At 58.6% G+C, this 25,037-nt stretch carries 25 protein-coding genes; 11 read left to right on the top strand and 14 right to left on the bottom strand.

Annotated features, from left to right (window positions below):
* Positions 1-2: 2 nt before the first annotated feature.
* A complete protein-coding gene (gene ctaD / locus CTT34_RS07070) occupies positions 3-2,528 on the bottom strand; it encodes a cytochrome c oxidase subunit I (protein WP_159341803.1) in 2,526 nt (841 codons plus the stop codon).
* Positions 2,525-3,586 carry a cytochrome c oxidase subunit II gene (gene coxB / locus CTT34_RS07065; protein WP_159341802.1) on the bottom strand — a complete coding sequence of 354 codons (1,062 nt, stop codon included), beginning with the start codon at positions 3,584-3,586 and terminating at the stop codon, positions 2,525-2,527. The genes ctaD and coxB overlap by 4 nt, the downstream gene beginning before the upstream one ends.
* Before the next feature lie 68 nt (positions 3,587-3,654).
* Here coxB and CTT34_RS07060 point away from each other — a divergent pair, with 68 nt between their 5' ends.
* Positions 3,655-4,116: a DUF2231 domain-containing protein gene (locus CTT34_RS07060; RefSeq protein ID WP_159341801.1), complete on the top strand. Its 462-nt coding sequence runs from the start codon at positions 3,655-3,657 to the stop codon at positions 4,114-4,116.
* A gap of 46 nt (positions 4,117-4,162) precedes the next feature.
* On the opposite strand, the gene CTT34_RS07055 is transcribed toward CTT34_RS07060, so the two are convergent.
* The 8 genes from CTT34_RS07055 to CTT34_RS07020 form a co-directional block, all read right to left on the bottom strand.
* On the bottom strand, positions 4,163-4,588 hold the full coding sequence (locus CTT34_RS07055; RefSeq protein WP_159341800.1) for a CopD family protein: 426 nt from the start codon (positions 4,586-4,588) through the stop codon (positions 4,163-4,165).
* A gap of 92 nt (positions 4,589-4,680) precedes the next feature.
* Positions 4,681-5,544 carry a DUF2797 domain-containing protein gene (locus tag CTT34_RS07050; protein ID WP_390620269.1) on the bottom strand — a complete coding sequence of 288 codons (864 nt, stop codon included), beginning with the start codon at positions 5,542-5,544 and terminating at the stop codon, positions 4,681-4,683.
* Positions 5,528-5,812 carry a YeaC family protein gene (locus CTT34_RS07045; RefSeq protein WP_159341799.1) on the bottom strand — a complete coding sequence of 95 codons (285 nt, stop codon included), beginning with the start codon at positions 5,810-5,812 and terminating at the stop codon, positions 5,528-5,530. The genes CTT34_RS07050 and CTT34_RS07045 overlap by 17 nt, the downstream gene beginning before the upstream one ends.
* A 41-nt stretch (positions 5,813-5,853) precedes the next feature.
* On the bottom strand, positions 5,854-6,705 hold the full coding sequence (locus CTT34_RS07040) for a rhomboid family intramembrane serine protease (RefSeq protein WP_159341798.1): 852 nt from the start codon (positions 6,703-6,705) through the stop codon (positions 5,854-5,856).
* Between the two features lie 199 nt (positions 6,706-6,904).
* Positions 6,905-7,891, bottom strand: coding sequence for a metallophosphoesterase (locus tag CTT34_RS07035; RefSeq protein WP_159341797.1), 987 nt, complete (start codon positions 7,889-7,891; stop codon positions 6,905-6,907).
* A gap of 1 nt (position 7,892) precedes the next feature.
* A complete protein-coding gene (locus CTT34_RS07030; protein WP_159341796.1) occupies positions 7,893-8,825 on the bottom strand; it encodes an NAD(+) kinase in 933 nt (310 codons plus the stop codon).
* A 104-nt stretch (positions 8,826-8,929) separates the two neighbouring features.
* A complete protein-coding gene (locus tag CTT34_RS07025) occupies positions 8,930-9,805 on the bottom strand; it encodes a carboxylate/amino acid/amine transporter (protein WP_159341795.1) in 876 nt (291 codons plus the stop codon).
* Positions 9,806-9,890: 85 nt separating this feature from the next.
* Complete coding sequence (locus CTT34_RS07020; RefSeq protein ID WP_159341794.1) at positions 9,891-10,424, bottom strand: YqaE/Pmp3 family membrane protein; 534 nt, start codon at positions 10,422-10,424, stop codon at positions 9,891-9,893.
* Positions 10,425-10,566: 142 nt separating this feature from the next.
* Between CTT34_RS07020 and CTT34_RS07015 the strand changes: the two genes are divergently transcribed.
* From CTT34_RS07015 to CTT34_RS06990, 6 genes are all read left to right on the top strand, one after another.
* Positions 10,567-10,974 (top strand): CBS domain-containing protein, encoded by a 408-nt coding sequence (locus CTT34_RS07015; RefSeq protein WP_159341793.1) that lies wholly within the window; start codon positions 10,567-10,569, stop codon positions 10,972-10,974.
* A 304-nt stretch (positions 10,975-11,278) separates the two neighbouring features.
* Complete coding sequence (locus CTT34_RS07010) at positions 11,279-11,638, top strand: hypothetical protein (protein ID WP_159341792.1); 360 nt, start codon at positions 11,279-11,281, stop codon at positions 11,636-11,638.
* Positions 11,639-11,665: 27 nt separating this feature from the next.
* On the top strand, positions 11,666-12,535 hold the full coding sequence (locus CTT34_RS07005; protein WP_159341791.1) for an AraC family transcriptional regulator: 870 nt from the start codon (positions 11,666-11,668) through the stop codon (positions 12,533-12,535).
* A 251-nt stretch (positions 12,536-12,786) separates the two neighbouring features.
* A complete protein-coding gene (gene putA / locus CTT34_RS07000) occupies positions 12,787-15,978 on the top strand; it encodes a bifunctional proline dehydrogenase/L-glutamate gamma-semialdehyde dehydrogenase PutA (protein ID WP_159341790.1) in 3,192 nt (1,063 codons plus the stop codon).
* A 345-nt stretch (positions 15,979-16,323) separates the two neighbouring features.
* Positions 16,324-17,823, top strand: coding sequence for a sodium/proline symporter PutP (gene putP, locus CTT34_RS06995; protein ID WP_159341789.1), 1,500 nt, complete (start codon positions 16,324-16,326; stop codon positions 17,821-17,823).
* A 202-nt stretch (positions 17,824-18,025) separates the two neighbouring features.
* Entirely contained in the window at positions 18,026-18,652 is a 627-nt protein-coding gene (locus tag CTT34_RS06990; protein WP_159341788.1) for an OmpW/AlkL family protein, read from the top strand.
* 71 nt (positions 18,653-18,723) lie between these two features.
* Here CTT34_RS06990 and CTT34_RS06985 read toward each other — a convergent pair whose 3' ends face one another.
* Positions 18,724-19,056 (bottom strand): YqcC family protein, encoded by a 333-nt coding sequence (locus CTT34_RS06985; protein WP_159341787.1) that lies wholly within the window; start codon positions 19,054-19,056, stop codon positions 18,724-18,726.
* Between the two features lie 285 nt (positions 19,057-19,341).
* Here CTT34_RS06985 and CTT34_RS06980 point away from each other — a divergent pair, with 285 nt between their 5' ends.
* From CTT34_RS06980 to CTT34_RS06965, 4 genes are all read left to right on the top strand, one after another.
* Positions 19,342-20,385, top strand: coding sequence for a DUF3549 family protein (locus CTT34_RS06980; RefSeq protein ID WP_159341786.1), 1,044 nt, complete (start codon positions 19,342-19,344; stop codon positions 20,383-20,385).
* A gap of 52 nt (positions 20,386-20,437) precedes the next feature.
* Entirely contained in the window at positions 20,438-20,878 is a 441-nt protein-coding gene (locus tag CTT34_RS06975) for an ATP-dependent zinc protease family protein (RefSeq protein ID WP_153843938.1), read from the top strand.
* Positions 20,879-20,917: 39 nt separating this feature from the next.
* Positions 20,918-21,826, top strand: a complete 909-nt coding sequence (rimK, locus tag CTT34_RS06970) for a 30S ribosomal protein S6--L-glutamate ligase (RefSeq protein WP_044629759.1) — start codon at positions 20,918-20,920, stop codon at positions 21,824-21,826.
* A gap of 88 nt (positions 21,827-21,914) precedes the next feature.
* Positions 21,915-22,361 (top strand): hypothetical protein, encoded by a 447-nt coding sequence (locus CTT34_RS06965; protein WP_159341785.1) that lies wholly within the window; start codon positions 21,915-21,917, stop codon positions 22,359-22,361.
* A 52-nt stretch (positions 22,362-22,413) separates the two neighbouring features.
* Here the strand turns inward: CTT34_RS06965 and CTT34_RS06960 are convergent, their stop codons facing one another.
* Genes CTT34_RS06960 through CTT34_RS06950 form a run of 3 tightly spaced genes read right to left on the bottom strand, consistent with a single transcriptional unit; the run spans position 22,414 to position 25,034 of the window.
* Positions 22,414-23,172: a SanA/YdcF family protein gene (locus CTT34_RS06960; protein WP_159341784.1), complete on the bottom strand. Its 759-nt coding sequence runs from the start codon at positions 23,170-23,172 to the stop codon at positions 22,414-22,416.
* Positions 23,173-23,190: 18 nt separating this feature from the next.
* A complete protein-coding gene (gene sufT, locus CTT34_RS06955; RefSeq protein ID WP_159341783.1) occupies positions 23,191-23,760 on the bottom strand; it encodes a putative Fe-S cluster assembly protein SufT in 570 nt (189 codons plus the stop codon).
* A gap of 8 nt (positions 23,761-23,768) precedes the next feature.
* Positions 23,769-25,034, bottom strand: coding sequence for a cysteine desulfurase (locus CTT34_RS06950; RefSeq protein ID WP_159341782.1), 1,266 nt, complete (start codon positions 25,032-25,034; stop codon positions 23,769-23,771).
* Between the last annotated feature and the right edge of the window lie 3 nt (positions 25,035-25,037).

Below are 25,037 nucleotides of genomic sequence, written 5' to 3'. Positions count from 1 at the left end.
CCCTACCCTCCTAACACGCGGGGCAGCACCGCCAGCGCCCCTATGAGCAGCCCAAAGGTGACCACGTTATAGCGCCAAAGCAGGGCTACTACGCCCGGCTCGAAGGGAGCATGAGCGCCCACATAGCCATAGCCCACACGCAGGCCTTGAAGCACGGTCAAGATGACCGCTAAACCGCCGTGGAACAGGGCGTAGACAAGGCCTACCAGCATCACCGCATCGTGGGAGGTTTGCGTAGGGGCAAGCTCGGCTTGCCCCAGCGCCCAGCCCGTTAGCCCCACCTGGAGCGCACCTAACGCAGCGGCTAAATAGAAGCCTGCGCCTAGCCCGGCGTCACGCTGCTGGCGCAGCCCACGCACCAGCTTTTCCATCACACTACAACCGGCTAAAACCGCTACGCCAGCTGCACCCATTAATATGAGCGATAGCGGCGGCGTCTCCGGCATCCGCCATTCCGGTGAAACGGTCCAGAGATAGAACCAGCCAAACAGATAAGAGAGATAAAACGATCCGTTGGCGATCAGAAAAACACCCATCGCCCAGAGGCCCGGGCCGTCCATCGTGCGCGAATGGAGCGGTGGATCGCCCGGTTTTACGCCCGCATCCGGTGCCGCTTTAGGATGCGCCCCGTTCTCCCAGGACCAGCGCAGCAGGAAGATACCGGCAATTATCACGAACACGCCTGCCAACGCGTACACCTTGGTTAGCAGGCTCAGGCACACCACCGCAAGCGCGGCAGCGGCAAACAGCGGCCACCAGGAGTTACCGGGCAGGTGGATAATCTCGCGCACCTTGCCCGAAATTGGATCGGTGCCCCACATCTCCCGCCTGCCGTGGGAGGCCACCGCCAGCGAGTGCTTACCCTCGGCCATGATATGCGGCAGGTTCGGGTCATCCCACAGCGGATGCCGGGTTTCCACACTGGGTAGGCTCACGAAATTATAGGCGCTGGGCGGCATGGTGTTGGCCCACTCCAGCGTATCGGCATTCCAAGGGTTATGCTTGGCGGGCTTGCCAAACCGGAAGTGCAGCGCGATATCCAACAGCACCATGGCAATCCCTGCCGAGAGCACAAAGCTACTGATGGATGAGAGCAGGTTAAAAATCTCCCAGCCCGACCCCGCTTCATAGGTGTAAATCCGCCGGGGCATACCGAGCAGCCCGGTCCAGTGCATGATCAAGAAGGTGCCGTTAAAGCCCAGGAAGGTAAGCCAGAAGCCCCAGCGCCCCAGGTTTTCGGAGGGCATTCGCCCAGAAAAGAGCGGCAGCCAGTAGTAAAGCCCGGCGATTAGCGGGAAGAACATGCCCCCCACCAGCACGTAGTGCATGTGCGCCACCACAAAGTGGGTGTCGTGCACCTGCCAGTTAAACGGCACCAGCGCCAGCATGACGCCGGTTAACCCGCCGCACACAAAGATAATTAAAAAGCCCATCACCCACAGCATGGGCAGCTTCATTTTAGGCTTGCCAAGCCAGAGCGTGGCTATCCAGACAAACACCTGAATCGCCGTGGGCACGGCCACCAGCATACTGGCCGCCGAGAAAAACGCCTGAGCCAGCTGCGGAATGCCAATGGTGAACATGTGGTGAACCCACAGCCCAAAACTGATAAAGCCCATGATGGTAATCGCTGCCACTACCCAGCCGTACCCCACAATGGGCCGCCCGGCAAACACCGGAATCAAGGTGGAGACAATACCAGCGGCAGGTAGGAAGATGATGTACACCTCCGGATGGCCAAACAGCCAGAACAGGTGCTGCCAGAGCACCGGGTCGCCGCCGCCCGCAATTTGGAAAAACGGCATGCCTACCGCCCGTTCAAGCTCCAGCAGCACGCTGCCGAGGATCAGCGGTGGAAAGCCCACCACGATCATTAGCGCCATGGCGAGGATATACCACGCAAACAGCGGCATCTTATGCAGCGCCATGCCCTGGGTGCGGGTGCGTAAGATAGACACCACCAGCTCCACCCCCGCCGAGAGCGCTGATATCTCCACAAAGGTGATGCCCAGCAGCCAAAAATCGGAGCCCAAATCTGGGGCAAACTCTTTACTGCTCAGCGGCGTGTACATAAACCAACCGCTTGAAGGCGCCATCTCAATAATTAGGCTGGAGGTGAGAATAATCCCGCCAAACAGGTAGCAGAAATAACCCAACGACGTTAGCCGTGGACACACCAAGTCACGGGCACCAATCATTTTAGGGATCAGGTAAATCGCCAGCCCCTCCAGCATGGGAATGGCGAACAGAAACATCATCACCGTGCCGTGCATGGTGGTGACCTGGTTATAGATCTCCGGCGACATAAAGTCCTGGTCGGGCATCGCTAGCTGGGTACGCACCAGCATGGCGAGAATGCCGCCAATCAGGAAAAACACCATCCCGGTGATCATAAAACGCAGGCCTAGCGTCGTATGGTTCACAATGGTGAGGGCCTTTAGCCCTTTCGGGTTACCCCAAATGTCATGTAGGTCTTCGTGTAGTTGCTGCGGGTCCTGCTCTACCGCCTCTTGATTCACGCTCTTCATGGGGTCAAGGTCTCCAGCCAAGCACCCAGGGCATCCAAGGTGTCCGTATCAATATCGTCGTGGGCGGGCATTTTATTGCCCGGCTTCAGCGTTTGGTGCTGCTGCAACCACTGGCTCACCGCGCCCTCTTCCATGGCCATCACACCGGCACCCAGCATCGTGCGGCTACCGACATCCGAGAGGTTAGGCCCTACACCGCCCTGGCTGACGCCAGCCACTTGATGGCAGCTCGCGCAGTGGGTTGCAAAGGCCTCTCTTGCACCCTCATGAGTGGTATCTTGCGTCGCTAATTCGCTTAGTTCTGCGTCTTGGCGAGCTGCCAGCCATGTATCGAATGCTTCACGGGGCACGGCTTCGACATACAAATGCATATGGGCATGGCCCACCCCGCACAGCTCGGCACACTGGGCGCCAAACACGGCGGGCTCATCGGCTTCCAAACGGATTTTATTCACCCTTCCTGGCAGCATGTCGATTTTGCCGCCCAGGCGCGGCACCCAAAACGCGTGAATGACATCCGCGCCGCTCACGTGAAAATCCACCGGCTCCCCGGCGGGCATGACGAGCTGGTTAGCGGTGACGACTTCGCCGCCTTCGGCGCCTGGGTAGCGCACCTCCCACCACCATTGGTGGCCGATCACTTCAATCACTTCAGGCGGCTCGCCTAGCGGGAGCGGTAGCATGCGCTGCCCGGCGGGCACCCCAAACATTAGCAGCGCCGTAATACTTGCAATGGGCAAAATGAGGCCACCGCCAATGATCCAACGCCGGGCAATACGTCGTTCTTGGGTAGGCGTGCGCTCCACGTTGCGCGGCTTGAAGGCGTAGAGCCAAACCACGGTGACACCGATCAGCACGATGGTGGCAAACCCCAGCATCACCCACCAAATTAACCGCACGTCTCTTGCGGCGGGCCCAGCAGGGTCTAAGATAGAGCTGTCGCCGCTGCAACCCGCGACACCTAACAGCAAGCCACCCCCTAGCCAATAGGCCAGTCGACGGGCTCGGCGCGCTGTTCGATACGACAGGATGCATGTGGCGCTATGGCGTTCCCTCATTAGCGTTTTCCCTGACATACAGTTGATCTATCTAACTGTTTTGATTTGTCTAACCACAGGAAGTGACCATGACACAGACTCCCCAACGCTCGATCAAAAGCCGCGCATCGCTGGCAGGGCACCCGCTTCACCCAGTGATGATTCACTTCCCGGTGGCGGCCCTGATGGCGTTGGTCGCCTGCGACTTGGCCTACTGGTATACCCAGGATATGTTCTGGCTGCGCGGCGGGCTCTGGCTGGCGGGGGTTGGCGCGTTTGGCGGCTGGATTGCGTCGGTGGCCGGGATTATCGACCTGGTATCGGTGGCCCGCATCCGCCGTTTGATCACGGGCTGGAGTCACGCGATAGTCGCTGTCGTCATGCTCTCTCTGGCGTCGCTGAACTGGCTGCTGCGTTTCACTGAGCCCGATGCGGTGCTGCCGTGGGGGTTGGCCATCTCGCTGGTAACGGCCGGTTTGATTGCGCTGGCCGGGTGGCTCGGTGGCCAGCTGGTGTACGAGCACGCGGTGGGCGTTGAAGTGGAGCAGTGACCCGGACGGCACAATGGCCCCCCATGACAGAATGTTGGCCATGGCGCTAGCTCCACTCCAGCGGCTTGGAAAGCACAAACCCAAGCACGCCAACAATGCCGACCAGCGCCAGCAGCAACGCACACAGGCTGGCTGCCTTCACCCCTTTAAAAATTCCCATCTCCAGACGCAATATGAGCCAGCCAAAGCAGCCGTGGGCTGCCACCATCAGCACCACGGCGCCTAATTTGAGGATCAACCAACCGCCCAACAGGCCATGCAGAAGAAACAGCAACGTGCCCGAAGCAATCGCAGCGAGAGCGGCCGGCGTGGCGATAGAGTTGTAAAAAAAACGCGGCATTGGAGGTGTGCCTTGGGCAAATCCCGCGTCTTTACGTAGCTGCAGCGATTGCAGTAACAGTGCTGGAAGATAAAGAAGTGCGCCGCACCAAATGACCAGCGCGGCGATGTGCAGCAGTTTTAGCCATGGCATCGAGGCTTCCTTGCGTAACTAGGCAGTGTCTGTGATGACCCTAATAACCCTAGTCAACCGATGCCACTCTGGCTAGGCAAAATGCCTATTTTTCACGCTACCGAAATTTCGTAACCCGTGAATTTACGTAGATTAATCACCCCCGTATCGAACATGAGGTATTGCCCTTTCACACCCTGAAGAATGCCTTCAACCAGCGGCTGCTTATCGAAATTATGAGAGACCACCTTGCGAGGAAAGGCAGCAACGGGATAGTCGAACTGCAGAGGCGCTTCGTCCAGCGTGCGGATGGCGTCCTCGCCGTGAACACTGCGTAGCTGGCTTAAGCCGTCTGCCAGTGTGTTCAACAATCGGTCACGCTCAGCGCGCAGATCGAGTGGTTCTACCTCACCTTTTAACATGGCACGCCAGTTAGTGCGGTCGGCCACCTGCTCTTTAAAGAGCATCTCGACGAACCCGGACTGCTGGCGGGTATTCACTTCGAGAATCGGCAGTGCCTGAATAGCGCCTTGATCCAACCAGCGGGTGGGCATTTGGGTTTTGCGGGTAATGCCCACCTTCAAGCCGGAAGAGTTAGCCAGATAGACGATGTGGGGCTGAAAGCAGTGCGTCTCACCCCACTCCGGCTCGCGGCAGGTACCTTGGTAGTAATGGCAGGTCTCCGGCTTCATGATGCAGGTGTCGCACTGTGCCAACCGTTTGAAACACGGGTAGCAGTAGCCTTGTGCAAAACTTTTTTTGGTTGCCCGACCGCAGTGGGTACAGGCAATAGCCCCGCTCCATGAAAGGCGCATGGGGGAACCAATACGCTCATTCAATGCCACCCGATGCTCACCTGCGCGCAGGTGGTAAACCACCTGTTCGTCTTGGCGGCGAGGCAGCGCCGCCGCCATTTTTTGCAAACACCCTTTAACGGGAGAGACCTCTGGGATTAACAAATCAGTCACGCGTGGCATCCCGGCCCAGGCCCGCCATTTCGGGACTCACACCGGCGCCCGTTGCACCTGCCCCACAGGTGCGACGTTCTAGGTATCCTACGCGGTTTTCTTCCGGTACGTTATTTTCGGCTTCATAGCGCATGACCGCTTCCAAGCACAGCTCGGTTTGCTCAGGCGTCAACCGGCGGCCATCGGGCCATTTACGTAGCGAGACCGCCTGCTTCAGGCTTTCATAAATCGCAGGTGTCATTTGGTTAATCATTTTATCGAAGGTCATATCGCTCACGGTCAGCACCTCACGTGTTGGCTGCGTTCAAATTGGCGGCGTTAGGCTTTTCTACGTTGGGAGGAATAATACCAGCCCGAGGCGAGCCCCACGAGCAGCCCGCCCAAGTGAGCTTCATTGGCCACGTTGCCAAAGCCGACGGTACTGGCGATGTCGGTCATGGTGAACACCATCCAGCCGAGCATGAAGACCACCAGCATTTGCGGCACGAAGAAACCGCTTTGCGGGGCACGGCGGGACATAAGCCACACATGGGCCAGCAACGCATACACCACGCCAGACATGCCACCAAACAGCACCGTCCCAGTCACGTATTGCGCCAAGTTGGCACCAATACCGGCGACGAGAAGCAGTAATAGCATCATTTTACTGCCCTGGCGCTGTTCGATCTGTCGGCCGAAATACCATACCCACATCAGGTTGAAAATCAGGTGCATCCAACCGAAGTGCAAAAACGCGGGGGATAGCAAACGCCACACCTGCCCTCCCATCACGGTGTCCGCTAACGAGCCGTACACCAGCTGACCGCCGGAAATACCCACCGGCACGATGGTCAGGGCCACGACCAGCAAATCGCCAAACACGCCGCTCAAGGCGAATACCAGCAGGCTGACACCGATCATGAGAGCCGTCACCGGGACATGACGCAGCGTCGTGGTGAGATGCTGGACGTTGGCGGCTCGCCGCGGTCGAGCCCCGTCGAGAATCAGCGGTTCACCCCGCTCCCACCGCCCGACGACGGCCTGGAGCTCGTCACGTTGACGAGGGTCGGCCACCCAAAGCAGCTGGCCCTCGGCTTCGTCCGTAATGCGATGGCCAATACGGTAGTGCCATAACGCTTTGCGCAGTGCCTGTGTGTCTGCGCCCGTGGGTAAGAGCATGACGGGATGCATGGCATCTCCCTACTATCCAAGTGGTCGTGCGCCTGAGCGCCAGAGGGCCAACGGATAAACAAAAAAATCCGGCGGAGGGGGCCGCCGGATAAAAGCAAGGGATCATTCAAGGGAACACTTACTCTGATATCCGGCAACGGGGTTAGTTCAGCTGTTTTGCAAAAATTATGTAACCATATGTAACGCTTTGGTCGCCCGCTTAATCAAAATCGATTTCCCACGGCTTAGGTAACGCACGCTCTTCTCTAGGCACTTGAATCCAAACGAAATGATCGGCATTAAGCTGTGTTTCGCCGCTCCAACGATATGCCACTAAACGACCAAATTTGACGGCGCTATAATCCAAGCAAGCGATATTGGGAGCTGGCAACGCAGGAATCCCTTCACACCAATAATGCCCAATGAAGAGCGGCGGCTGGTCGGGCCCATAATAACTTAGCCGCTGTCGTTCGCTCTGGCTCAACGGCTGCGTCTCTAGGTCGCCGGGCAAGTTGTCGGGTTGAAACACGACATCGCCCCACTGCTGCGGGTTGGCCGACCAAAAATGCGCACGAAAACTTTGCCGGGTGAAACCATCCCCTGAGTGAATCGCTACCCCGGTCGGTAACGGTATATGGGGGCCACGAGTGAGTCGATCAAGGATGCGATACGCCTGGGACGTCGGGTCGGTGGATTCCACCAAAAACTGGCTATCCATCCGTGCAGAGGGCGCACGCTGCTTGAGTTCATGGATCAGCGTCGCGTCCCAGCAGGCGTGCACGACGCGAATGCCGTCCACCTCTAAAAAGAGTGGGATGGTTTTAAACCATGCCAGCGTATCTTCCCATTCGTTGGTGTGGTCGCGGTATTGATCGAGCGTGTCTTGAATGATGCGATTGTGGCGCGGCGTGTGCTCACGCAGCCAGCGCTTGCCGCTGCCTCGTGGCGCAGGGTGGGTATAGGCCAGCGCATTGTATTCGTGGTTCCCCATGACGATATGCGCCTCGCCCGCCTCCACCATGCGCCGGGCAATGGTAACGGCAAGTCGAATGCGTGGCCCGCGATCGATGAGGTCGCCCAAAAAAATCACTTTGCGTCGGGGGTGACGGTAGACACCACGCCGCTGGTGATACCCCAGCTTCTCGAGCAGCGCTGCCAACGTCGCGCCGCAGCCATGGACATCGCCGATGAGGTCGTAACCCTCCATATCAATCCCCTAGCCGATGGCTCCAGCCGAGCTTACTGCGCAGCACGTCGTAGAAATTGTGCCCAATGGGATGCACCAACTGAACGCGCTCCGGCTTACGGGTGATGACCAGCACATCGTCAGGTTTGGCCACCGCGCGCGTTTGGCCATCGCAACTGATATGCGGGTACGTCTGGTTGGTTTCGCCGATATGAATGCGTATTTCACTGGCCGCATCGATCACGATGGGCCGACTCGAGAGCGTGTGTGGGAACATGGGCACTAGCGTCACCACATCCAGCTTGGGATGCATGATTGGCCCACCACCGGACAGCGCATAGGCTGTGGAGCCCGTTGGTGTGGCTACGATCAGTCCATCACTGCGCTGGCTGTAAACGAATTGTCCATCGATGAACAGCTCGAACTCGATCATGCGCACCGCTTTTCCAGGGTGCACGACGACTTCGTTCAGCGCGTCGCCGCTGCCCACCGCCACCCCATTGCGATAGAGCACCGCATCCAGCAGAAAACGCTCCTCCACCTCGAACTCGCCCGCCAAGACTTCGCCAACGCGATGCTCTAGCTCATCCGGTGAAATATCGGTAAGAAACCCCAGCCGCCCACGATTAACGCCCAGAATCAGCGTGCCGCTGCGACACAGAGTACGGGCGGCCCCTAGCAAACTGCCGTCACCGCCCACCACGATCACGAGATCGCATAGCTCGCCCAGCATACGGCGGCTCGCCTCGGGCAAACCGTGCTGCGGCAGCGCCGTGGCGGTTCGGTCCTCGATGAGTACCTTGTAGTCATGCTCGGTCAAATAGCGGACCAAGCGTTGCAGCGAGTCGACGACTTTGTCACTGCCAAGGCGGCCAATCAAGCCGATCGTCTTGAAGGGCTTCGCTGGGTGACGCGGGCTACCGGTATGGGAGCTTGACGATGGGGTGTTAGACATGGGTGACTCTCGCTAGCATCAACCCACATTATGGAGAGGAAGGCGGTATCGAGCAAATCACCCGGCGCGGCAGAAGTGCTCCTAGCGCCGGGCAAATCAGCGGTTTAGCTTGCGGCAGCCGCTACCTTTCGGCGCTGCAGCCACCAGTGGTTCAGCCATAGCGAAGCACCCATGATGGCCGCCCCCAGCAGCAGCTTGTCCAGCTCGGCATCGCGATTCCAGATGACGAGGTTGACGACCAAGCCTGCGGGGACCAACGCATTGTTCATGATGGCGAGCGTGCCCGCATCGACCTTCGTGGCGCCCTGGTTCCAGGCGAAATACCCAACGCCCGACGCCACGAGCCCCAGCCAGGCCAGCACCCCCCACTGCAGCGACGTGGTGGGCAGCGCCGAGTTATTGCCGAACAGCAAGAAAGCAGGCAGCGCCACCAGCATAGCACCGATGAAGAACCAGCCAAACACGTTGTGCCATGCCAGCGTGGGCGGCAGGTCGGATGCCAAACGGCGATAGCCGACTTGCCCAATGGCAAAACAGAGGTTGGCGCCCTGCACGACCAGAAAACCTAACCAAAAGCCGCTATCTACTCCATCGTAGCGAATGACGCCCGCACCGATCACCGCCAAGACAGCGGTGACCAAATAGATCGGCGTAAAACGCTTGAACATCAGGTCGTCCAACAGCGCGATATACACCGGTGTGAAAATGGTGAATAACAGCACTTCCGGCACAGAGAGCAGCAAAAAGGAGTGATAAAAGAAGGTGTACATCACGCCGAGTTGAATGGCGCCCAGCGCCATCAACGCCAACCGCTGTTTACCGCGCAGCAGGCTGGGACGTAAAAAAGGGAGAAACACCAGCATCGCCAGAGTGACCCGTACCAGCACGGCAAAGTAACTGTCCACCTGACCAGCGAGGTAGACCCCAATCAACGAGAACGAAAACGCCCATAGCGCCGTTACGCCTACCAGATAGCCCATTCGTAAACCTCAAACAAAGAGTTAGTTGACGGGAATTATACGTCATTCGCCTCTCCTGCCAATGGGCTAGCGGCAAAAGAGAAAGCTAGCGCTTGTTCAACCACACGAACGCATAGATAACGCCGGGGAGCCAGCCCGCCAGCGTCAGCAGTGCGCTGATGACGACACGTCGAGCACCGCCATTGGTCAACCCCAGGGCGAGGGGCGGTAGTAACACGGCCAGCGCGCGGTACGCCCACTGCAGTGAGGCCGGCTCGTCGGGGGTGGCGCTGTCCGTCACGACGGAAGAGGGCTCCGAGCGGGTCGTGGCCTCTTTCACCACCGGCGCAGGCGTAAAGTGCTCGACGGGCGCATTGGCTCGTTCGGAGGCCGCCTTTTCTTGAGCGAGCGCTCGACGGTGCGCTTCTTTGTCGATTTTTTGTTCCAGGGAATCCGCACCGTCGGCCAGGTCGTCATGGTAACGCTCCCAATCTTCCCAATCGTGGGGCGTGCCTGCCTTGGGACGACGCTGACCCGAGCCACGGGCACGCTCCCAGGCTTTCTCTTCCAGCGTATTGGGCTTGTCAGGATCTCGATCCAGGCCGACGCCTTTACGGTTTAGGTATTCACGAGCGTCCATCACGACTCCTCACAGCGGTTGAGGCTTATTTAAAAAAGCAAAGCGTTGAATAGAGACAGTATGGGGGCAGCGCAGGGTGAGTTAAATCACCTACAGTAAGAGAATCGGCGGCAGCCTGCCGATGATGATAAGGAGCGCCCTCATGAACAAAAACATTCCGGACACCGTTCGAGACATCATGTCCCGCGACTGCTACCGCGTCTCAGGAGAGACATCCATCACGACACTCGCCCAAGGGCTGGCACTGCATCGGCTGCCGGGGGCGCCGGTCGTGGATATGTCGGACCGTTTGATCGGCTTCATTTCCGAGCAGGATGTCTTGGGGCACGTGCTCGATAGCATTTATCATGACCACGAGGCTCCCTTGGTGCGGGAACTCATGCGTCAAGACGTGCTGACCACCTCGCCCAACAAAAGCGTGACCGATCTCGCGCAGGAAATGCTCGGTGCCAAGCCGAAAATTTACCCGGTCGTCGAGCAGCAACGCTTGGTGGGCATCGTCACGCGTCGGGATATTCTCATGGCTTTACTCACGATTCGTCGTCATTAAGCACGTGAATACCTAAGCCCTCGGGCTTTGCCCCATATATCTATAAAAAACCTATAAAAAAATACCTACAAAAAAAACCGCTGCTTGAATAAGCAGCGGAAGCAAGGGATCGAAAACAATAGCCAGAACAACACTATTAGCGACTGCCATCGCGATGTTGCCTGTACACTCTCAGACACTGCTCAGGGAAAAAGTTCGCAAAAGGTTAAAATTTTCGTCTCGCCGGACGCAGGCGTATACTGGGCATCGACTCTGATACGGGCGCTGAACTTGGCGTCCATCTTGATGCGGGCGGGAGCATAAGATGGCACTTTATCTACTGGTGTTAGGCGTGTGTGTACTCGTGATGGGCGCCGTACTGCTAGTGCTGATGAACGCAGGAACACCCCGCTATCGTACCGAACCCAAGGATTTGATCGCCCTTTTTGACAAAGCCCTGGAGAGCAGCGTGAGCGAGACGGAATGGAACGCCTTGATTGGCTACCCCATTCGCCACGACGAGTATCTCGACAATATTCGCCGCCGAGCGTCCCACCTGATGGATACCCATGGCAGGCGCTGGCAAATTGCCCAAGGCAAACCGCTGCTCAATCAAGAGGGTTACGCAGAGCTAAAAGCACTGCGCGATCATTTAGCGGCACATACAGCGCTTCGTCAGCGCTAACCACGCTGCAGCGACGAGGAGAACCGTATGCCGAGCACCATTCGTCAAATTCCCTTGGAAACGGCGACGAAGCATCACTCCCACGATTTTCACCAGATCGTGATTACGCTTTGCGGCTCCTCAGAGTTCGAAATCGAAGGGCTGGGTGGACGAGTGAATGCGTTTTCCGGCTGCATCGTGCCCGCTAATCATGAGCACTACTATTCCGGCAACGGCCACAACCGCCAACTCATTTTGGACCTTCCCGAGGATGCGCCCGCCCTGACAGGCGAGCATCGTGAATTGGTGGCGCTCTTCGATGCGCCACGCTTTTTCGCTCTGGACAGCCCACTACGCCACTACCTCACCTTCGTTGAGAGTGAGCTCGCCCGAGGATTTGACAACTCTGCGACCTCTTTTCAGCAGGACCGACTGGCCGCTACGCTGCTCGGCTCGCTAAAGGCGCGCCTGGGGGCGTCGAGTACGGCAACCCAGCGTCGCATCGATCTCGATCAAATTGACCGCTTCATACGCCGCCATTTGGCAGACGAGCTGCGCGTGGCAGATCTGGCTAAACTTGCCTGTCTGAGCGAGGCGCACTTCTCCGAACGGTTTCGCGCCCAAACCGGCCTTTCGCCCTGGCAGTACGTTCGTCGGCAGCGCCTTCATGCGGCGCGACAGCTCATCATGCAGAGCCGCCTGCCGCTCACCGATATTGCCATTCAAACCGGGTTCGCCAATCAAAGCGCCCTATCCCACGCGTTTCGACGCAGCTACGGTGCCTCTCCGCGCCAGTTACGCCAAGGATTGACGGGGCCATCTCTCGATACCGGTCACCGTTCGGCGAGCCCTTCAACGGTGTTATCTACCGCCAGCCCCCAACGGGGTCAGGCGTTCTCTCGTCTCGTCGATAGCTAACGAGACGCTACACTATAAACGTCGTTGGATGGGCCCCTCGCAAGCGTCAGCCAACTCTACTAAAGTCGTAAATGGGCACCGCTTGCCGAGAAATTGACACGTTTTGCCACGAAAACGACATACACCTAACGGCGGCTAGCTCTACATTCGAACGTCAGCCTGGGCACCTGCCCTGCCACCACTTTTAAACATTAGCTGACACAGCTATCCGTTCATGCTGTTCGTTTCAGACCTGTCTTACGGGGGCCTCAATGCTCAATGCTAAAAAAATGCGTGACCCTGCCACCTGGCAAACCGACCTTGATACGCTGATGCAGCGTGTCAGCGAACACTATATCGTCGATGAAGATGCCTATGTAGGCGAGCTGATCAAGCTGCTCAACGCCGACCAAGACGATTTCGCGCGCATTGAGGCCAACACGGCAGCGCTGGTGCGCGACGTTCGCAACATGGACACCGCCGTCGACACCATCGACGAGCTGCTTCAGCAGTACAGCCTGGATACCCACGAAGGGCTGATGCTGATGTGTCTTGCCGAGGCGATGCTGCGTATTCCGGACAAAGCCACCGCCGATGCGCTGATCGAAGACAAACTGGGGCCAGCCGATTGGCAGTCCCACGTGGGCAAGAGCGAGTCCTGGATGGTCAACGCCTCGACCTGGGGCCTGCTGATGACCGGACGGGTATTGAAGCTCGATCACCCGAAAGAGGGCCAGCCCGCCCACTTCATCAATCGCATGGTGAACCGCATGGGCGAGCCGGTCATTCGCCGGGCGATGACCGAAGCCATGAAAATCATGGGCAAGCAGTTCGTCCTGGGTCGCGACATCAATGAAGCGCTAAAGCGTTCCAAGCCGCTGTTCAATAAAGGCTACACCTACTCCTACGATATGCTAGGCGAAGCCGCACGCACCCGTGCCGATGCCAAGCGCTACTTTGACGATTACGCACGCGCCATCGAGCAGGTCGGTAAAGCGTGTAAGTCCCTTGGCGACAAAACGCCCGCCCCTTCGGTCTCCATCAAACTCTCTGCCCTGCACCCGCGCTATGAGTTTGGCCGCCGCGAGCAGGTGTTGGCCGAGCTGGTAGATACCGTCATCCAACTGGTCAGCAAAGCGCGCGAGCTGGATGTCGCGGTCACCATCGACGCCGAGGAGGTCGATCGTCTGGAGCTTTCACTGGAAGTGTTCCGGGCGATTTATCAAAGCGACGCCGTCAAAGGTTGGGGCCACTTTGGTCTGGTCGTTCAAGCATACTCCAAGCGTGCGCTGCCGGTGCTGCACTACATCAACCGCTTGGCCGACGAGCAAGGCGATGAAATTCCGCTGCGGTTGGTCAAAGGCGCGTACTGGGACAGCGAGATTAAAGAGTCTCAGCAGCTGGGCATTGACGGGTACCCGGTTTACACCCGCAAGGCGTGTACCGATGTGGCCTACCTAGCCTGCGCACAGTTCCTGCTGTCGGACGATACCCGTGGCCGTATCTTCCCTCAGTTTGCGACCCACAACGCCCACACCGTCACGACCATTCTGGAGCTGGCGAACCACGACAGCCGCCCGTTCGAATTCCAGCGCCTGCACGGTATGGGCGAAGCGCTTTACGACGCGGCCCTCGAGCGTGCTCCCAAAGGCACCTATTGCCGTATTTACGCACCGGTTGGCGCCCACAAAGACCTGCTGCCCTACTTGGTACGTCGCCTGCTGGAAAACGGCGCTAACTCGTCTTTCGTCCACCAGATCGTCGACCCGGACGTGCCGGTGGAGTCGCTCTGCCAGCACCCCATCGACACCCTGCGCCAGCAGAAGACGTTCTACAACAAGCGTATTCCGCTGCCGAAAGACATTTATGGGCCGAAGCGTCGCAACTCCCGTGGGGTCAACCTCAACATCCGTAGCCACTACTACCCGCTGATGGAAAAAATGAGCGGGTTCATGGACAAGCAGTACCCCACCAAGCCGCTACTGGCCTTTGATGTGGCAGACGACAGCGCTAACACGCATAGCGTGACCTCGCCTTTTGATCGCCGCCAAACCGTTGGCAGCGTGCAGTGGACCAGCAAAGAGCAGGCGGCCAAAGCCCTCGATGCGGCTTGGGAAGCCTTCCCACGCTGGGACGCAACGCCCGTTGCCGAACGCGCTGCGATTGTGCGTCGGCTGGGCGACCTGATGGAAGAGCACATGGCGGAGCTGATGACACTCTGCTCCCGCGAGGGCGGCAAGCTGCTCACCGATGGCGTCGATGAAATCAAGGAAGCGGTCGATTTCTGCCGCTACTACGCCATGCGTGCCGAGGAGTCGTTTGGCGAGCCCATCGAGCTACCTGGTCCCACCGGCGAATCCAACCGGTTGACCATGGGCGGTAAAGGCGTTTTTGCCGCCATCAGCCCCTGGAATTTCCCGGTGGCGATTTTCTGCGGACAAATCGTTGCCGCGGCCGTGGCGGGCAACACCGTGCTAGCGAAACCCGCTGAGCAGACGTCTATTGTCGCTCACCGCGTCATCGAACTGCTTTACGAAGCGGGTATGCCCCGTGACGTGGTGCAGCTGCTGCCGGGGGATGGCCCGACCGTAGGCAGCGTATTGACCTCTGACCCACGCATTACCGGCGTGGTCTTCACCGGCGGTACCGACACGGCGCAAATCATCAACCGCGCGCTGGCCGCCCGCGAAAACGCGCCGCTCCCCACGCTGATCGCTGAAACCGGCGGCATGAACGCGATGATCGTTGACTCCACCGCCCTGCCCGAGCAGGTCGTCGTGGATGTCATTCAATCAGCGTTCCAGAGTGCTGGCCAGCGCTGCTCGGCCCTTCGGGTGCTCTACCTTCAGGAAGACGTTGCTGACCGCGTCATTGAAATCCTAAAGGGTGCAATGAGCGAACTGCGCATTGGCGACCCCCGCGACCTGGGTACCGATGTCGGCCCCGTCATCGATGAAGACGCGCGCAACGGCTTGATGGCGCACATCGAAAAGCTCAAAAGCGAAAACCGCTTGGTCGCTGAAACGCCGATGACCGCGGAGCATACCCAACACGGCACTTTCGTACCGCCAGTGGCCTTTACCATCGACAGCATCGACGCCCTGACGCGCGAGCAGTTTGGCCCGGTGCTGCATATCGTGCGCTTCAAAGCACGCGAGCTTGATAAGGTCATCAATGACATCAACGGCCGGGGGTATGGCCTGACGTTTGGGGTGCATAGCCGTAACGAATCCTTTGCCGCTGAAATAGCGCAGAAAATTCGAGTAGGCAATGTGTATATCAACCGTAATATCATCGGGGCTGTTGTTGGCGTTCAGCCGTTCGGTGGCCAAGGGCTGTCCGGCACCGGCCCGAAAGCGGGCGGACCGCACTACCTGCAGCGCTTCGTGACCGAGAAAACGATTACTAACAACACCGCCGCCCTAGGTGGCAACGCGTCGCTTCTGGCGCTAGGGGATGAGTAAACGGCTCATCAATACAACTAACCTGAACTCCTGAAAAGGAACCGTCTCATGGTTGACAATAATAGAGCAATGGCCCTGGCACGGGCGGCCTGTCTAGGCCGCCCACCGGGCACGGGGAACTTTGCACACACGCGTACCCATCAACTCTCTCATGCTTCGTCTCGCGAAGGCGCGACGGCTGGTAGTGACATCACGACTCAGGGTTAACAACAACAAGGCTGTGTCATGGCCGTGACGATTCGGCCAACGCAGCCCCTGTCGATGCTCGCCGTGTACAAAAGGGTCAGCACCCGCCGATGCTTTTGTACGTAGCGTAGCGTCGTCCTCACACATTGGAGAAGTTTCATGGCTACAGGTGTATGGATTAGCTTATTCGGTTACTTCGCGCTGATGATCGCCATTGGCGTTTATGCAATGCGCAAGGCCACGTCTTCCTCTGAAGACTACATGCTGGGGGGGCGTACCCTCAGTCCACAGGTAGCGGCCCTCTCAGCGGGCGCGTCGGACATGAGCGGCTGGCTGCTGCTGGGGCTACCCGGTGCCATGTTCGTTTCTGGCCTGGGCTCTGCCTGGATCGGCATCGGCCTTCTGGTGGGTGCGTTCTTCAACTGGCTGCTGGTAGCGCCGCGCCTGCGTGAACAAACCATTCACTACGGCAATGCCATTACCATCCCGGCCTTTTTGGCCAACCGCTTCCCGACCCGCGCGCTGTCGCTACGCACGGTATCGGCCGTCGTCATCGTGATCTTCTTTGCCGTCTACACCGCGTCAGGCCTCGTCGCGGGTGGCAAACTGTTCGAAAGCGCTTTCACCGGCGTTTACAACTTCGGTGACATGAGCAACTACGCCATGGGCGTGATCATCACCCTGGGCGTGGTACTGATCTACACCGTCGTAGGCGGCTTCCTCGCCGTGAGCATGACGGACTTCGTTCAGGGCTGCATCATGATGCTGGCGCTGATCATCATGCCTGCCGTCGTACTGTTCGGTGAAGGCGGCGGCGGCTTCTCGCAGGCGTCTCAGACGCTCAATGAAGTCGATCCCACGCTGCTGTCCTGGTCCGAAGGTCTCACGTTCATTGGTTGGCTCTCAGCGGTCACCTGGGGCTTGGGCTACTTTGGTCAGCCGCACATCATCGTGCGCTTCATGGCGATCCGTTCGCAGAAAGACGTACCGACGGCCCGTAACATCGGCATGGCGTGGATGCTCATCTCGCTGATTGGTGCCGTGTCTCTGGGTATCTTTGGTCGCGCTTATGCCATTCGCAACGGCTTGGACGTTCAGGATCCGGAAACCATCTTCATCGTGCTGGCCAACCTGCTGTTCCACCCGCTGATCACTGGCTTCCTCTATGCCGCGCTGCTGGCGGCCATCATGAGCACCATTTCCAGTCAGCTGCTGGTGTCCTCTTCCTCGTTGACCGAAGACTTCTACCGCCTGTTCCTGCATAAGAAAGCCTCGGAGCAGCAGTGCGTCGCCGTGGGCCGTATCTGCGTCGTGCTGGTGGGTATCGTCGCCGCGATCATTGCTTCGGACGAAAACTCTCAGGTACTGGGTTTGGTGAGTAACGCCTGGGCAGGCTTCGGTGCGGCTTTCGGCCCGCTGATCATCCTGTCGCTGATGTGGTCACGCACCAACGGTGCGGGCGCCGTTGCCGGTATGATCGTAGGTGCCGTGACCGTCATGCTGTGGATTGCCCTGGGCTGGAACGGCTCCTTCATGGGAGGACCGGGCATCTATGAAATCATTCCTGGCTTCATCGCCTCGTTCATCGCCATTCTGGTGGTGAGCAGCGTGACGGCGGATGCTGGCGAATACAAGCACATCGACCGTCAAGACGCGTAATACGTCGGTTTGATGCAGCAGGCTCAGCGGGGAAACCCGCTGAGCTTTTTTAAGGGCAGCGTTCTCTGCCAGCACTCCCTACGAACTCCCCAACCCCCTCCCCCTTTGCCCCAGGTCAATAACGCTCTCGCACTGGCTCGATACACTGGCTCCAGGGTTAACGCAACCCACCATCCTCACACGATCGTCCAGGAGCCACGCTATGCGCCTTTTATCAATGCCCACTCTATTCACCGCCGGACTTGCCGCCGCTACCTTAGCCGCCAGTTCCCAGGCGTTCGCCTATGGGGCGGGCGATATTTTCACCCGCGTGGGGGTCGCCAAGGTGGCGCCCAAGAGCGACAACGGCTCGCTGGCCGGTGGGGCTTTCGCGGTCGATGTTCAAGACAAAACCGGCCCTGCGTTTACACTAGGCTACCGCTTCCACGATAAGGTAGGTGTCGAGTTACTGGCCGCGCTTCCCTTCGAGCACAACATTGCCCTCAACGGCGACCATCTCGCCTCCACCAAACACCTGCCGCCCACCTTGACCCTGCAATACTATCCGTTGGGCGGTAGCGAGTCGCCGGTGCAACCCTACGTCGGCGCGGGCATCAACTACACGCGTTTTTCCGATGAGCGCCTAGCCATTGGCGAACTCGAGCTGGACGACGCCTGGGGCGCCGCCGCCCAAGTGGGGGTCGACCTACTGATCGACGAACACTGGGCACTGAACGCTGCGGCGTGGTACCTGGACATCGACACCGACGCCAAAATCAATGGGGCTGCTGCAGGCACTGTGGCCATCGATCCCATGGTGGTCATGGCGGGATTGAGCTACCGCTTCTGAGTCCACGCAGTCGCGGCAAAAAAATGCCCAGGGCGTTCGCCCTGGGCATTGTCGTTGACGGTACGTCGCACTTAGTTCTCGGTGACGATTTGGTCGACCCGCTCCACCGCCTTGACGACCAGCACCTGATCGCTGGCACGCGCTTTCTCCTGCATCATGTAAGCCGCCACCGCCGGAGCGACATCGCACTTGGCAGGCATGGCAGCTTTGGCATCGATTAACGCGTTCAAACGCGCAATGAACACATAGCGCACCCACTGAGGCAGCGACATGGTATCGATACAGAAAGGCTGCTGGCTGGCAAATGCCGACGCATCGGGCGTGGGGGTGCGCCACAAATTCGCGGCCTTCATGGCGGCTTCAAGCTCAAGAAGCGCGGTTTGAAGCTGTTGATGGACGCTCATAAACACCTTGGGGTTGGTCAATGTTGACGCCCATTATCCCAACTCTGTGGGTAAGTTGCCACTCGCGAGCCTCTCTCTAAGGCGTTATTCACAGATTCACAGAAAACCTGCAAGAGGCTGTGGATAAACTATGGAAAGGTGTCGCCACCGCTACTCTCACGCGGCTTACGCAAAGTTGTTCAATTTTTAACCACTTAGACAATAAAGCACGGATTAATCAACGGTTGCGGCTGACAGTGGCAAACCAGCAAGGTAGAGTGCAGGCTTGAAAAGCGGAAGGATGTCATGCAGCCAATTCACACCCTTGATGAGTTTTTTACGCGCAGCGGTGCGGAGGTATCGCTTTACCATATGGGGCGCCGGGTCACGGCGTGTCCACGAGACGTATTGCGCGCTTTCGAGAACGCCGAATACGCATGGCCCGAGCCTTGGCAGGGTCAGGCACGGCTCGCCATTGTCTTCCGTTTGGGGGCCATGGAAGAGCCTGCCATTTGGTTCTTGGCACTGCCGCTGGATGAGCAAGGCATGCTCTCGCCTGCCCAGCGTGACGGGTTTATCAATCGTCTGTTGGAAACCCTAGGACGCAACGCCGCCGCGACCGACCTGGACGCAGCCGACACCGCCGATGTCGATCACCTGATGAAAGATAATCCACTGGCGTTTACGCCGGACATTACCTTTCAGGCCATGCTCAATGCCCGGGCCACCCATGCGAGCGGCTTACCGGCCAGCCAGCACCTTGAGCCAGTAGAGGCGTATCTGAGCGGTCAACAGTCGATCGATTGGCAAGCCTTGGGGCTACAAGGCATTGCCGATTACGTCGTTCGCTTGGATACCGCGACGGCAGACGCGCTCGCCGGTCGCATTCCCGACCTGCCGACAAGCGTCATCCACTCCCTCTGCTACTGCTTAGAGCACCGCGCCCTACCGGACGCCCTGGTCGATGCCCTACGTTTGCGAGGTGAACACGCCGCCAGTGACGGTGACCTAGAGACGCTGTGCGCCTGCGTGCGCGCGGTAGGCAGCTCGTCTGCGGCAACGGCAGGCACGTGGTACACCCAACTGCTAAACGACTCGGCCGCGTGCGGCCCTGACTTGATGGCCGCCATGGCCGGGCGCGGGTGGCCGCTGCTGGAAGACGCCGAACGCCTCCCTCTCTTCCTGCAACGTCTGGCGGAAGACGAGCGCAGCCACTTTGCGGCTGCGGTACGGGACATTGCGTTGATTCCTCGGCTACGCTTACCCGTTATGCTAACCCTGCGTGACGCGCCCATGGGTTCCGCCATTCAAACGCGTTTATCGGCCATGCAGCCTTCCCCAAAAGGCTAGCAGGAAGCGTCATCACTATGTCTTGTTTCTCTTATATCGTCAGGAGTGCGCTGTGAAGGAATTACCCTATCAGGCCAAAGCTGTCATCGGCCGCCGCGAAATGGTGACGTTACCTGAATTAGGGCTTCACCTTTGCTGCAAAGCCGATACCGGCGCGCGAACATCGGCGCTGCACGCCGAAGAGATCGAAACCCATGAAGATGCCGACGGGCAGCTATGGGTAAGCTTTCTGACTCACAGCGGTGGGCCCGAGACGCCTGCCCACCGCTACCGGTTACATTTGCACGACCGTCGCCGCGTTACCAGCTCGAACGGCCATAGCGAGTGGCGTTATGTCATTCGAACTCCCATGCAACTGGGCGAACTGAATTTTCCGGTTGAACTAACACTGACCGACCGTAGCAATATGCGCCACGCGATGCTGCTAGGCAGACGGGCCATGCGCCGCCTCCTAGTTGCCCCCGGCGCGGCTTTTTTGCACGGCGAGCCTTAAACACATTTCAACAATCCCTTTTTTGGCCCGGAGCCCTGCATGCACATTGCCCTACTTTCCCGTAACCGCAACCTTTACTCTACCCGCCGACTGGTAGAAGCCGCCGAGCAGCGCGGCCATACCGCTCGCGTGGTCGATACCTTGCGTTGTTACATGAGCATCGCCTCACACCACCCCTCCATTCATTACAAAGGCGCAGAAATCGAGCCGTTCGATGCGGTCATCCCCCGCATCGGCGCATCGGTGACCTTTTACGGCTGCGCGGTGCTGCGCCAGTTCGAAATGATGGGCACCTACGTCATCAACGACTCGGTGGCGATTACTCGATCACGCGACAAGCTGCGTTCGCTCCAACTGCTCTCTCGCAAGGGGCTGGGTCTGCCAATCACCGGCTTCGCCCACTCCCCGGACGACATTCCCGACCTGATCACCATGGTGAAAGGCGCCCCGCTGGTCATCAAACTCCTAGAGGGCACTCAGGGAATCGGCGTGGTCCTGGCAGAAACCAACCAAGCGGCAGAGTCCGTGATTCAGGCCTTCATGGGCATGAAAGCCAACATCATGGTGCAGGAGTACATCAAAGAAGCTCGCGGTGCGGACATTCGCTGCTTCGTGATTGGCGATAAGGTCGTGGCCTCGATGAAGCGTCAGGCAGCGGACGGCGAATTCCGCTCCAACCTGCACCGCGGTGGCACCGCCAGTGTGATTCGCATTACGCCGGAAGAGCGCTCTACCGCCATTCGTGCGGCCAAGGCCATGGGGCTTCGCGTGGCGGGGGTAGACTTGCTGCGCTCGAACCACGGCCCGGTGATCATGGAGGTCAACTCATCGCCGGGACTGCAGGGCATCGAGAGTGCAACCGGTAAGGACATTGCGGGCATGATTATCGAGCACATCGAAAAGAACGCCGTTCCTGCGCGCAAGGCGCCGCCCAAGCCTAAAGGCTAACGGGCAAATGCAAAAATAATCCCTATTAGGGGTGGCAAATCAACGCTGCCACCCCCACAATCTGCGTCACCGAAGGAGGTAGACGCTCATGTTTCTCGACAATCGCCAAGTGGCGATGGACAGCGTTCTGGAAGCGCTGGCCGATAGCATTGATTATTTCCAGGACAATATCGAACGCCTGCGCCCCTCCCTGCGCGATGCACTGAAGCCGCACTATACCGAGCGACTCAAGCAGATGCGCAAGCTGCAGGAACTCGCCCGTGCGCACTTGAAAATGCTGCCTCGGGATGCCGATGTCGAGCGGGATGACTTTCTATGGCTGTGGAGCCGTTTGAAGAGTTTCGTGGGCAACGATAGTCAAGTACTGATCAATGAGCTGTTGGAACAAGAGCGTGTGCTCATGCAGGCCCTCTCGACACTATTCACGCACCCTCTGCCCGACCCCATCGAGCCCGTCGTGGATGAGTGCATGCAAGGGTGTCGCAAACTCATCCGTGAGCTCTACAGCCTGCAAAAACGCAAGACCCGCCGTTGATCGGCGGCTCTTTGAGGGTGTCGACCTTGGCATACTCAAAACCTGTGATGCCCTACTGCGTCTCCCTGCCGGATTCTAAGCGGTCTTGTAACAGCCATACGCCGTCTAGTTCTAACACTTCCGACGCCTCTCGGGCATCTTTGCTACGGCGAAGCTCGATGGGTTCGGCGGGACCAAGAAAGTACGGCTCTCTTCCCCAGAGATAGAGATCACCCACGGTCGCAATACGCGCCACCCACTCCCGCGCCCTCAATCGCCACTCATCGGCGGCTGGTTGCTCTTCCGCTATGCAGCCCGTCACGTCCATTCCCAGTGCTCGACCAATGAACAGCGCGCGCGGCAAGTGCCAACTTTGAGTGACCAGCAGTGCCTCTTGTAGCTGAAATACATCCCGCGCGCGCACCAGGGTGTCGTAGGTACTGAAGCCCGCGAAATCCATCGTCAGCTGGTCGGCGGCCACGCCACGGCGGTATAAGTCTCGCCACATGGCGCGCGGCTCGTTGTACGCTTGAGTGCGGTTATCTCCCGATAGCAACAAGTGCTGCACGCGCTGATCGGCCACCAGCCGGGCAGAGGTGCGCATTCGGGCATGGAAGTGCGGATTTCTGAGCCCGCTGCGGGTCCAGTGGGACGTGCCAAAGACGATGGCCACATCGGTAGGTCGGCACTGCTCCAAATGGCCGTCGATGTAGCGGGAAGTGCTAGCCAGCACCCATAAATTACCCGCTATAAACAGCAATGTCGCCAGCAGCAACAAGGCTCCTAGCGACATTAGCAAACGCTTCATCCAACGTAATAACAGGCTGTGCATCCAGCTCCCCAACAGGGGTTAGAACATGCCGAGCTCTAGCTTGGCTTCTTCGCTCATCATGTCACGGCTCCAGGGCGGACTGAAGACGATTTCGGTATGCACCTTGTTAATTTGCGGTGCCCCCAAAATTTTATTGCGCGCATCGGCGGCAATCACGTCTCCCATCCCACAACCTGGCGCGGTCAGCGTCATACGGATAGTGACCATCCGTTCACCGCTAATCAAGCGTTCGATACGGCAGCCGTACACCAACCCCAAATCGACGATATTGACCGGAATCTCCGGATCAAAGCAGGTGCGCAGTTGGTCCCATACGAACTGCTCGATCTCTTCATCGCTGGCACTCTCAGGAAGCGTCGGCCGGGGGAGCGGTTCTAGACCCAGCGCGTCCAAGTGCCGCCCCTCGATCAAGTACAAACGCCCTTGAAATCCGACACTCACCGAGCTGCCCTTGGCTTGCATCACACTGACGACGCTATCTTCCGCCAGCGTTTCCGTTTTTCCAAACGGAATGGCAATGGCGTCCACATCACGCTGCAGCGGTAGTTGTTGGCCTCGTTCGAGGCTAGCCACTTGCTCGATATCCATAGCAGTCCTTAACGTACCATCCCAATTACGCGGTTAAGCGCCGCCACGAAGGTATCCACTTCATCGAGCGTATTATACGCAGCAAACGATGCGCGACAGGTGGCCTCGACACCAAAATGGTGAAGCAGCGGCTGAGCGCAGTGGTGCCCGGTGCGAATCGCGACGCCCAACTGATCGATGAGCAGACCAATGTCTTGGGCATGTGCCCCCTCGACCACAAAGGAGAGCACGCCCGCTTTGTGTGGCGCGGTTCCCAGAATACGCAGCCCGTCGATTTGACTGACGGCCTGAGTGGCATGATTCAGCAACACGGCCTCCCAGGCGCCAATCGCATCGACACCGATGCCTTCCATCCACTCCAAAGCGCGGCCCAGGGCCACGACCTCAGCAATGGCGGGGGTGCCCGCTTCGAACTTGTGGGGAATGCCCGCAAAGGTAGTGCCAACGTCGAAGGAGACGGTTTTGATCATCTCACCACCGCCCTGCCATGGCGGCATAGCCTCCAACAGCGCCTGCTTGCCGTAGAGCACGCCAATACCCGTAGGACCGTATACTTTATGGCCCGAGAAGGCGTAGAAATCGGCATCGATCTCCTGCACATCGACCTGCTGATGCGGTGTGGCTTGCGCGCCATCGACCAGGATCAGTGCGCCCTGCTGATGCGCCAATGCCGCCATCTCTTTCACGGGGTTGATCGTGCCCAGCGCATTGGAGACGTGGTTGACGGCCACCAGCTTGGTACGCTCATTCAACAGTTCACGGTATGCCTGCATATCGAGCGCACCGTGGTCATCGACCGGAATCACCTTGATGGTGAACCCACGCTCGGCTGCCAGCAGCTGCCAAGGCACAATGTTGGAGTGGTGTTCCAGCATAGAAATCAACACCTCGTCGCCCGCCTTGAGCTCACTGCGCCCCCAGCTTTGAACGACGAGGTTGATCGCCTCGGTAGTACCCCGCGTGAAGATGATTTGACGGGCATCTTCGGCATTGAGAAACGCTTTGACACGATGGCGCGTGGCTTCGAAAGCCGCTGTTGCTTCATCGGCCAGCGTGTGCAGCCCACGGTGAATATTGGCGTTGTAGCGCGAGTAGTAGTCGCTAAATACCTCGATCACCTGCTGGGGCGTTTGGCTGGTGGCCGCATTATCCAAATAGACCAGCGGCTTACCGTGCACTTGACGATTTAAAATCGGAAAGTCGCCACGCAGCGCCTCAACGTCGTACGCCGCAGTGCTGCCCGCCATGGGCTTCTCAATCACGCTATGGGGCATCGA

The organism is Halomonas meridiana (genome assembly GCF_009846525.1).
GTDB lineage: Bacteria > Pseudomonadota > Gammaproteobacteria > Pseudomonadales > Halomonadaceae > Vreelandella.
The sequence above is the reverse complement of the archived record's forward strand: the minus strand, read 5'-3'. Positions and strand labels throughout refer to the sequence as shown.

Excerpts from the sequence above, each read along its gene's own strand:
- ctaD (WP_159341803.1), bottom strand. The coding sequence starts at position 2,528 with ATGAAGAGCGTGAATCAAGAGGCGGTAGAGCAGGACCCGCAGCAACTA.
- coxB (WP_159341802.1), bottom strand. The coding sequence starts at position 3,586 with ATGAGGGAACGCCATAGCGCCACATGCATCCTGTCGTATCGAACAGCG.
- CTT34_RS07060 (WP_159341801.1), top strand. The coding sequence starts at position 3,655 with ATGACACAGACTCCCCAACGCTCGATCAAAAGCCGCGCATCGCTGGCA.
- CTT34_RS07055 (WP_159341800.1), bottom strand. The coding sequence starts at position 4,588 with ATGCCATGGCTAAAACTGCTGCACATCGCCGCGCTGGTCATTTGGTGC.
- CTT34_RS07050 (WP_390620269.1), bottom strand. The coding sequence starts at position 5,544 with ATGCCACGCGTGACTGATTTGTTAATCCCAGAGGTCTCTCCCGTTAAA.
- CTT34_RS07040 (WP_159341798.1), bottom strand. The coding sequence starts at position 6,705 with ATGCATCCCGTCATGCTCTTACCCACGGGCGCAGACACACAGGCACTG.
- CTT34_RS07035 (WP_159341797.1), bottom strand. The coding sequence starts at position 7,891 with ATGGAGGGTTACGACCTCATCGGCGATGTCCATGGCTGCGGCGCGACG.
- CTT34_RS07030 (WP_159341796.1), bottom strand. The coding sequence starts at position 8,825 with ATGTCTAACACCCCATCGTCAAGCTCCCATACCGGTAGCCCGCGTCAC.
- CTT34_RS07025 (WP_159341795.1), bottom strand. The coding sequence starts at position 9,805 with ATGGGCTATCTGGTAGGCGTAACGGCGCTATGGGCGTTTTCGTTCTCG.
- CTT34_RS07020 (WP_159341794.1), bottom strand. The coding sequence starts at position 10,424 with ATGGACGCTCGTGAATACCTAAACCGTAAAGGCGTCGGCCTGGATCGA.
- CTT34_RS07015 (WP_159341793.1), top strand. The coding sequence starts at position 10,567 with ATGAACAAAAACATTCCGGACACCGTTCGAGACATCATGTCCCGCGAC.
- CTT34_RS07010 (WP_159341792.1), top strand. The coding sequence starts at position 11,279 with ATGGCACTTTATCTACTGGTGTTAGGCGTGTGTGTACTCGTGATGGGC.
- CTT34_RS07005 (WP_159341791.1), top strand. The coding sequence starts at position 11,666 with ATGCCGAGCACCATTCGTCAAATTCCCTTGGAAACGGCGACGAAGCAT.
- putA (WP_159341790.1), top strand. The coding sequence starts at position 12,787 with ATGCTCAATGCTAAAAAAATGCGTGACCCTGCCACCTGGCAAACCGAC.
- putP (WP_159341789.1), top strand. The coding sequence starts at position 16,324 with ATGGCTACAGGTGTATGGATTAGCTTATTCGGTTACTTCGCGCTGATG.
- CTT34_RS06990 (WP_159341788.1), top strand. The coding sequence starts at position 18,026 with ATGCGCCTTTTATCAATGCCCACTCTATTCACCGCCGGACTTGCCGCC.
- CTT34_RS06985 (WP_159341787.1), bottom strand. The coding sequence starts at position 19,056 with ATGAGCGTCCATCAACAGCTTCAAACCGCGCTTCTTGAGCTTGAAGCC.
- CTT34_RS06980 (WP_159341786.1), top strand. The coding sequence starts at position 19,342 with ATGCAGCCAATTCACACCCTTGATGAGTTTTTTACGCGCAGCGGTGCG.
- rimK (WP_044629759.1), top strand. The coding sequence starts at position 20,918 with ATGCACATTGCCCTACTTTCCCGTAACCGCAACCTTTACTCTACCCGC.
- CTT34_RS06965 (WP_159341785.1), top strand. The coding sequence starts at position 21,915 with ATGTTTCTCGACAATCGCCAAGTGGCGATGGACAGCGTTCTGGAAGCG.
- CTT34_RS06960 (WP_159341784.1), bottom strand. The coding sequence starts at position 23,172 with ATGCACAGCCTGTTATTACGTTGGATGAAGCGTTTGCTAATGTCGCTA.
- sufT (WP_159341783.1), bottom strand. The coding sequence starts at position 23,760 with ATGGATATCGAGCAAGTGGCTAGCCTCGAACGAGGCCAACAACTACCG.
- CTT34_RS06950 (WP_159341782.1), bottom strand. The coding sequence starts at position 25,034 with ATGCCCCATAGCGTGATTGAGAAGCCCATGGCGGGCAGCACTGCGGCG.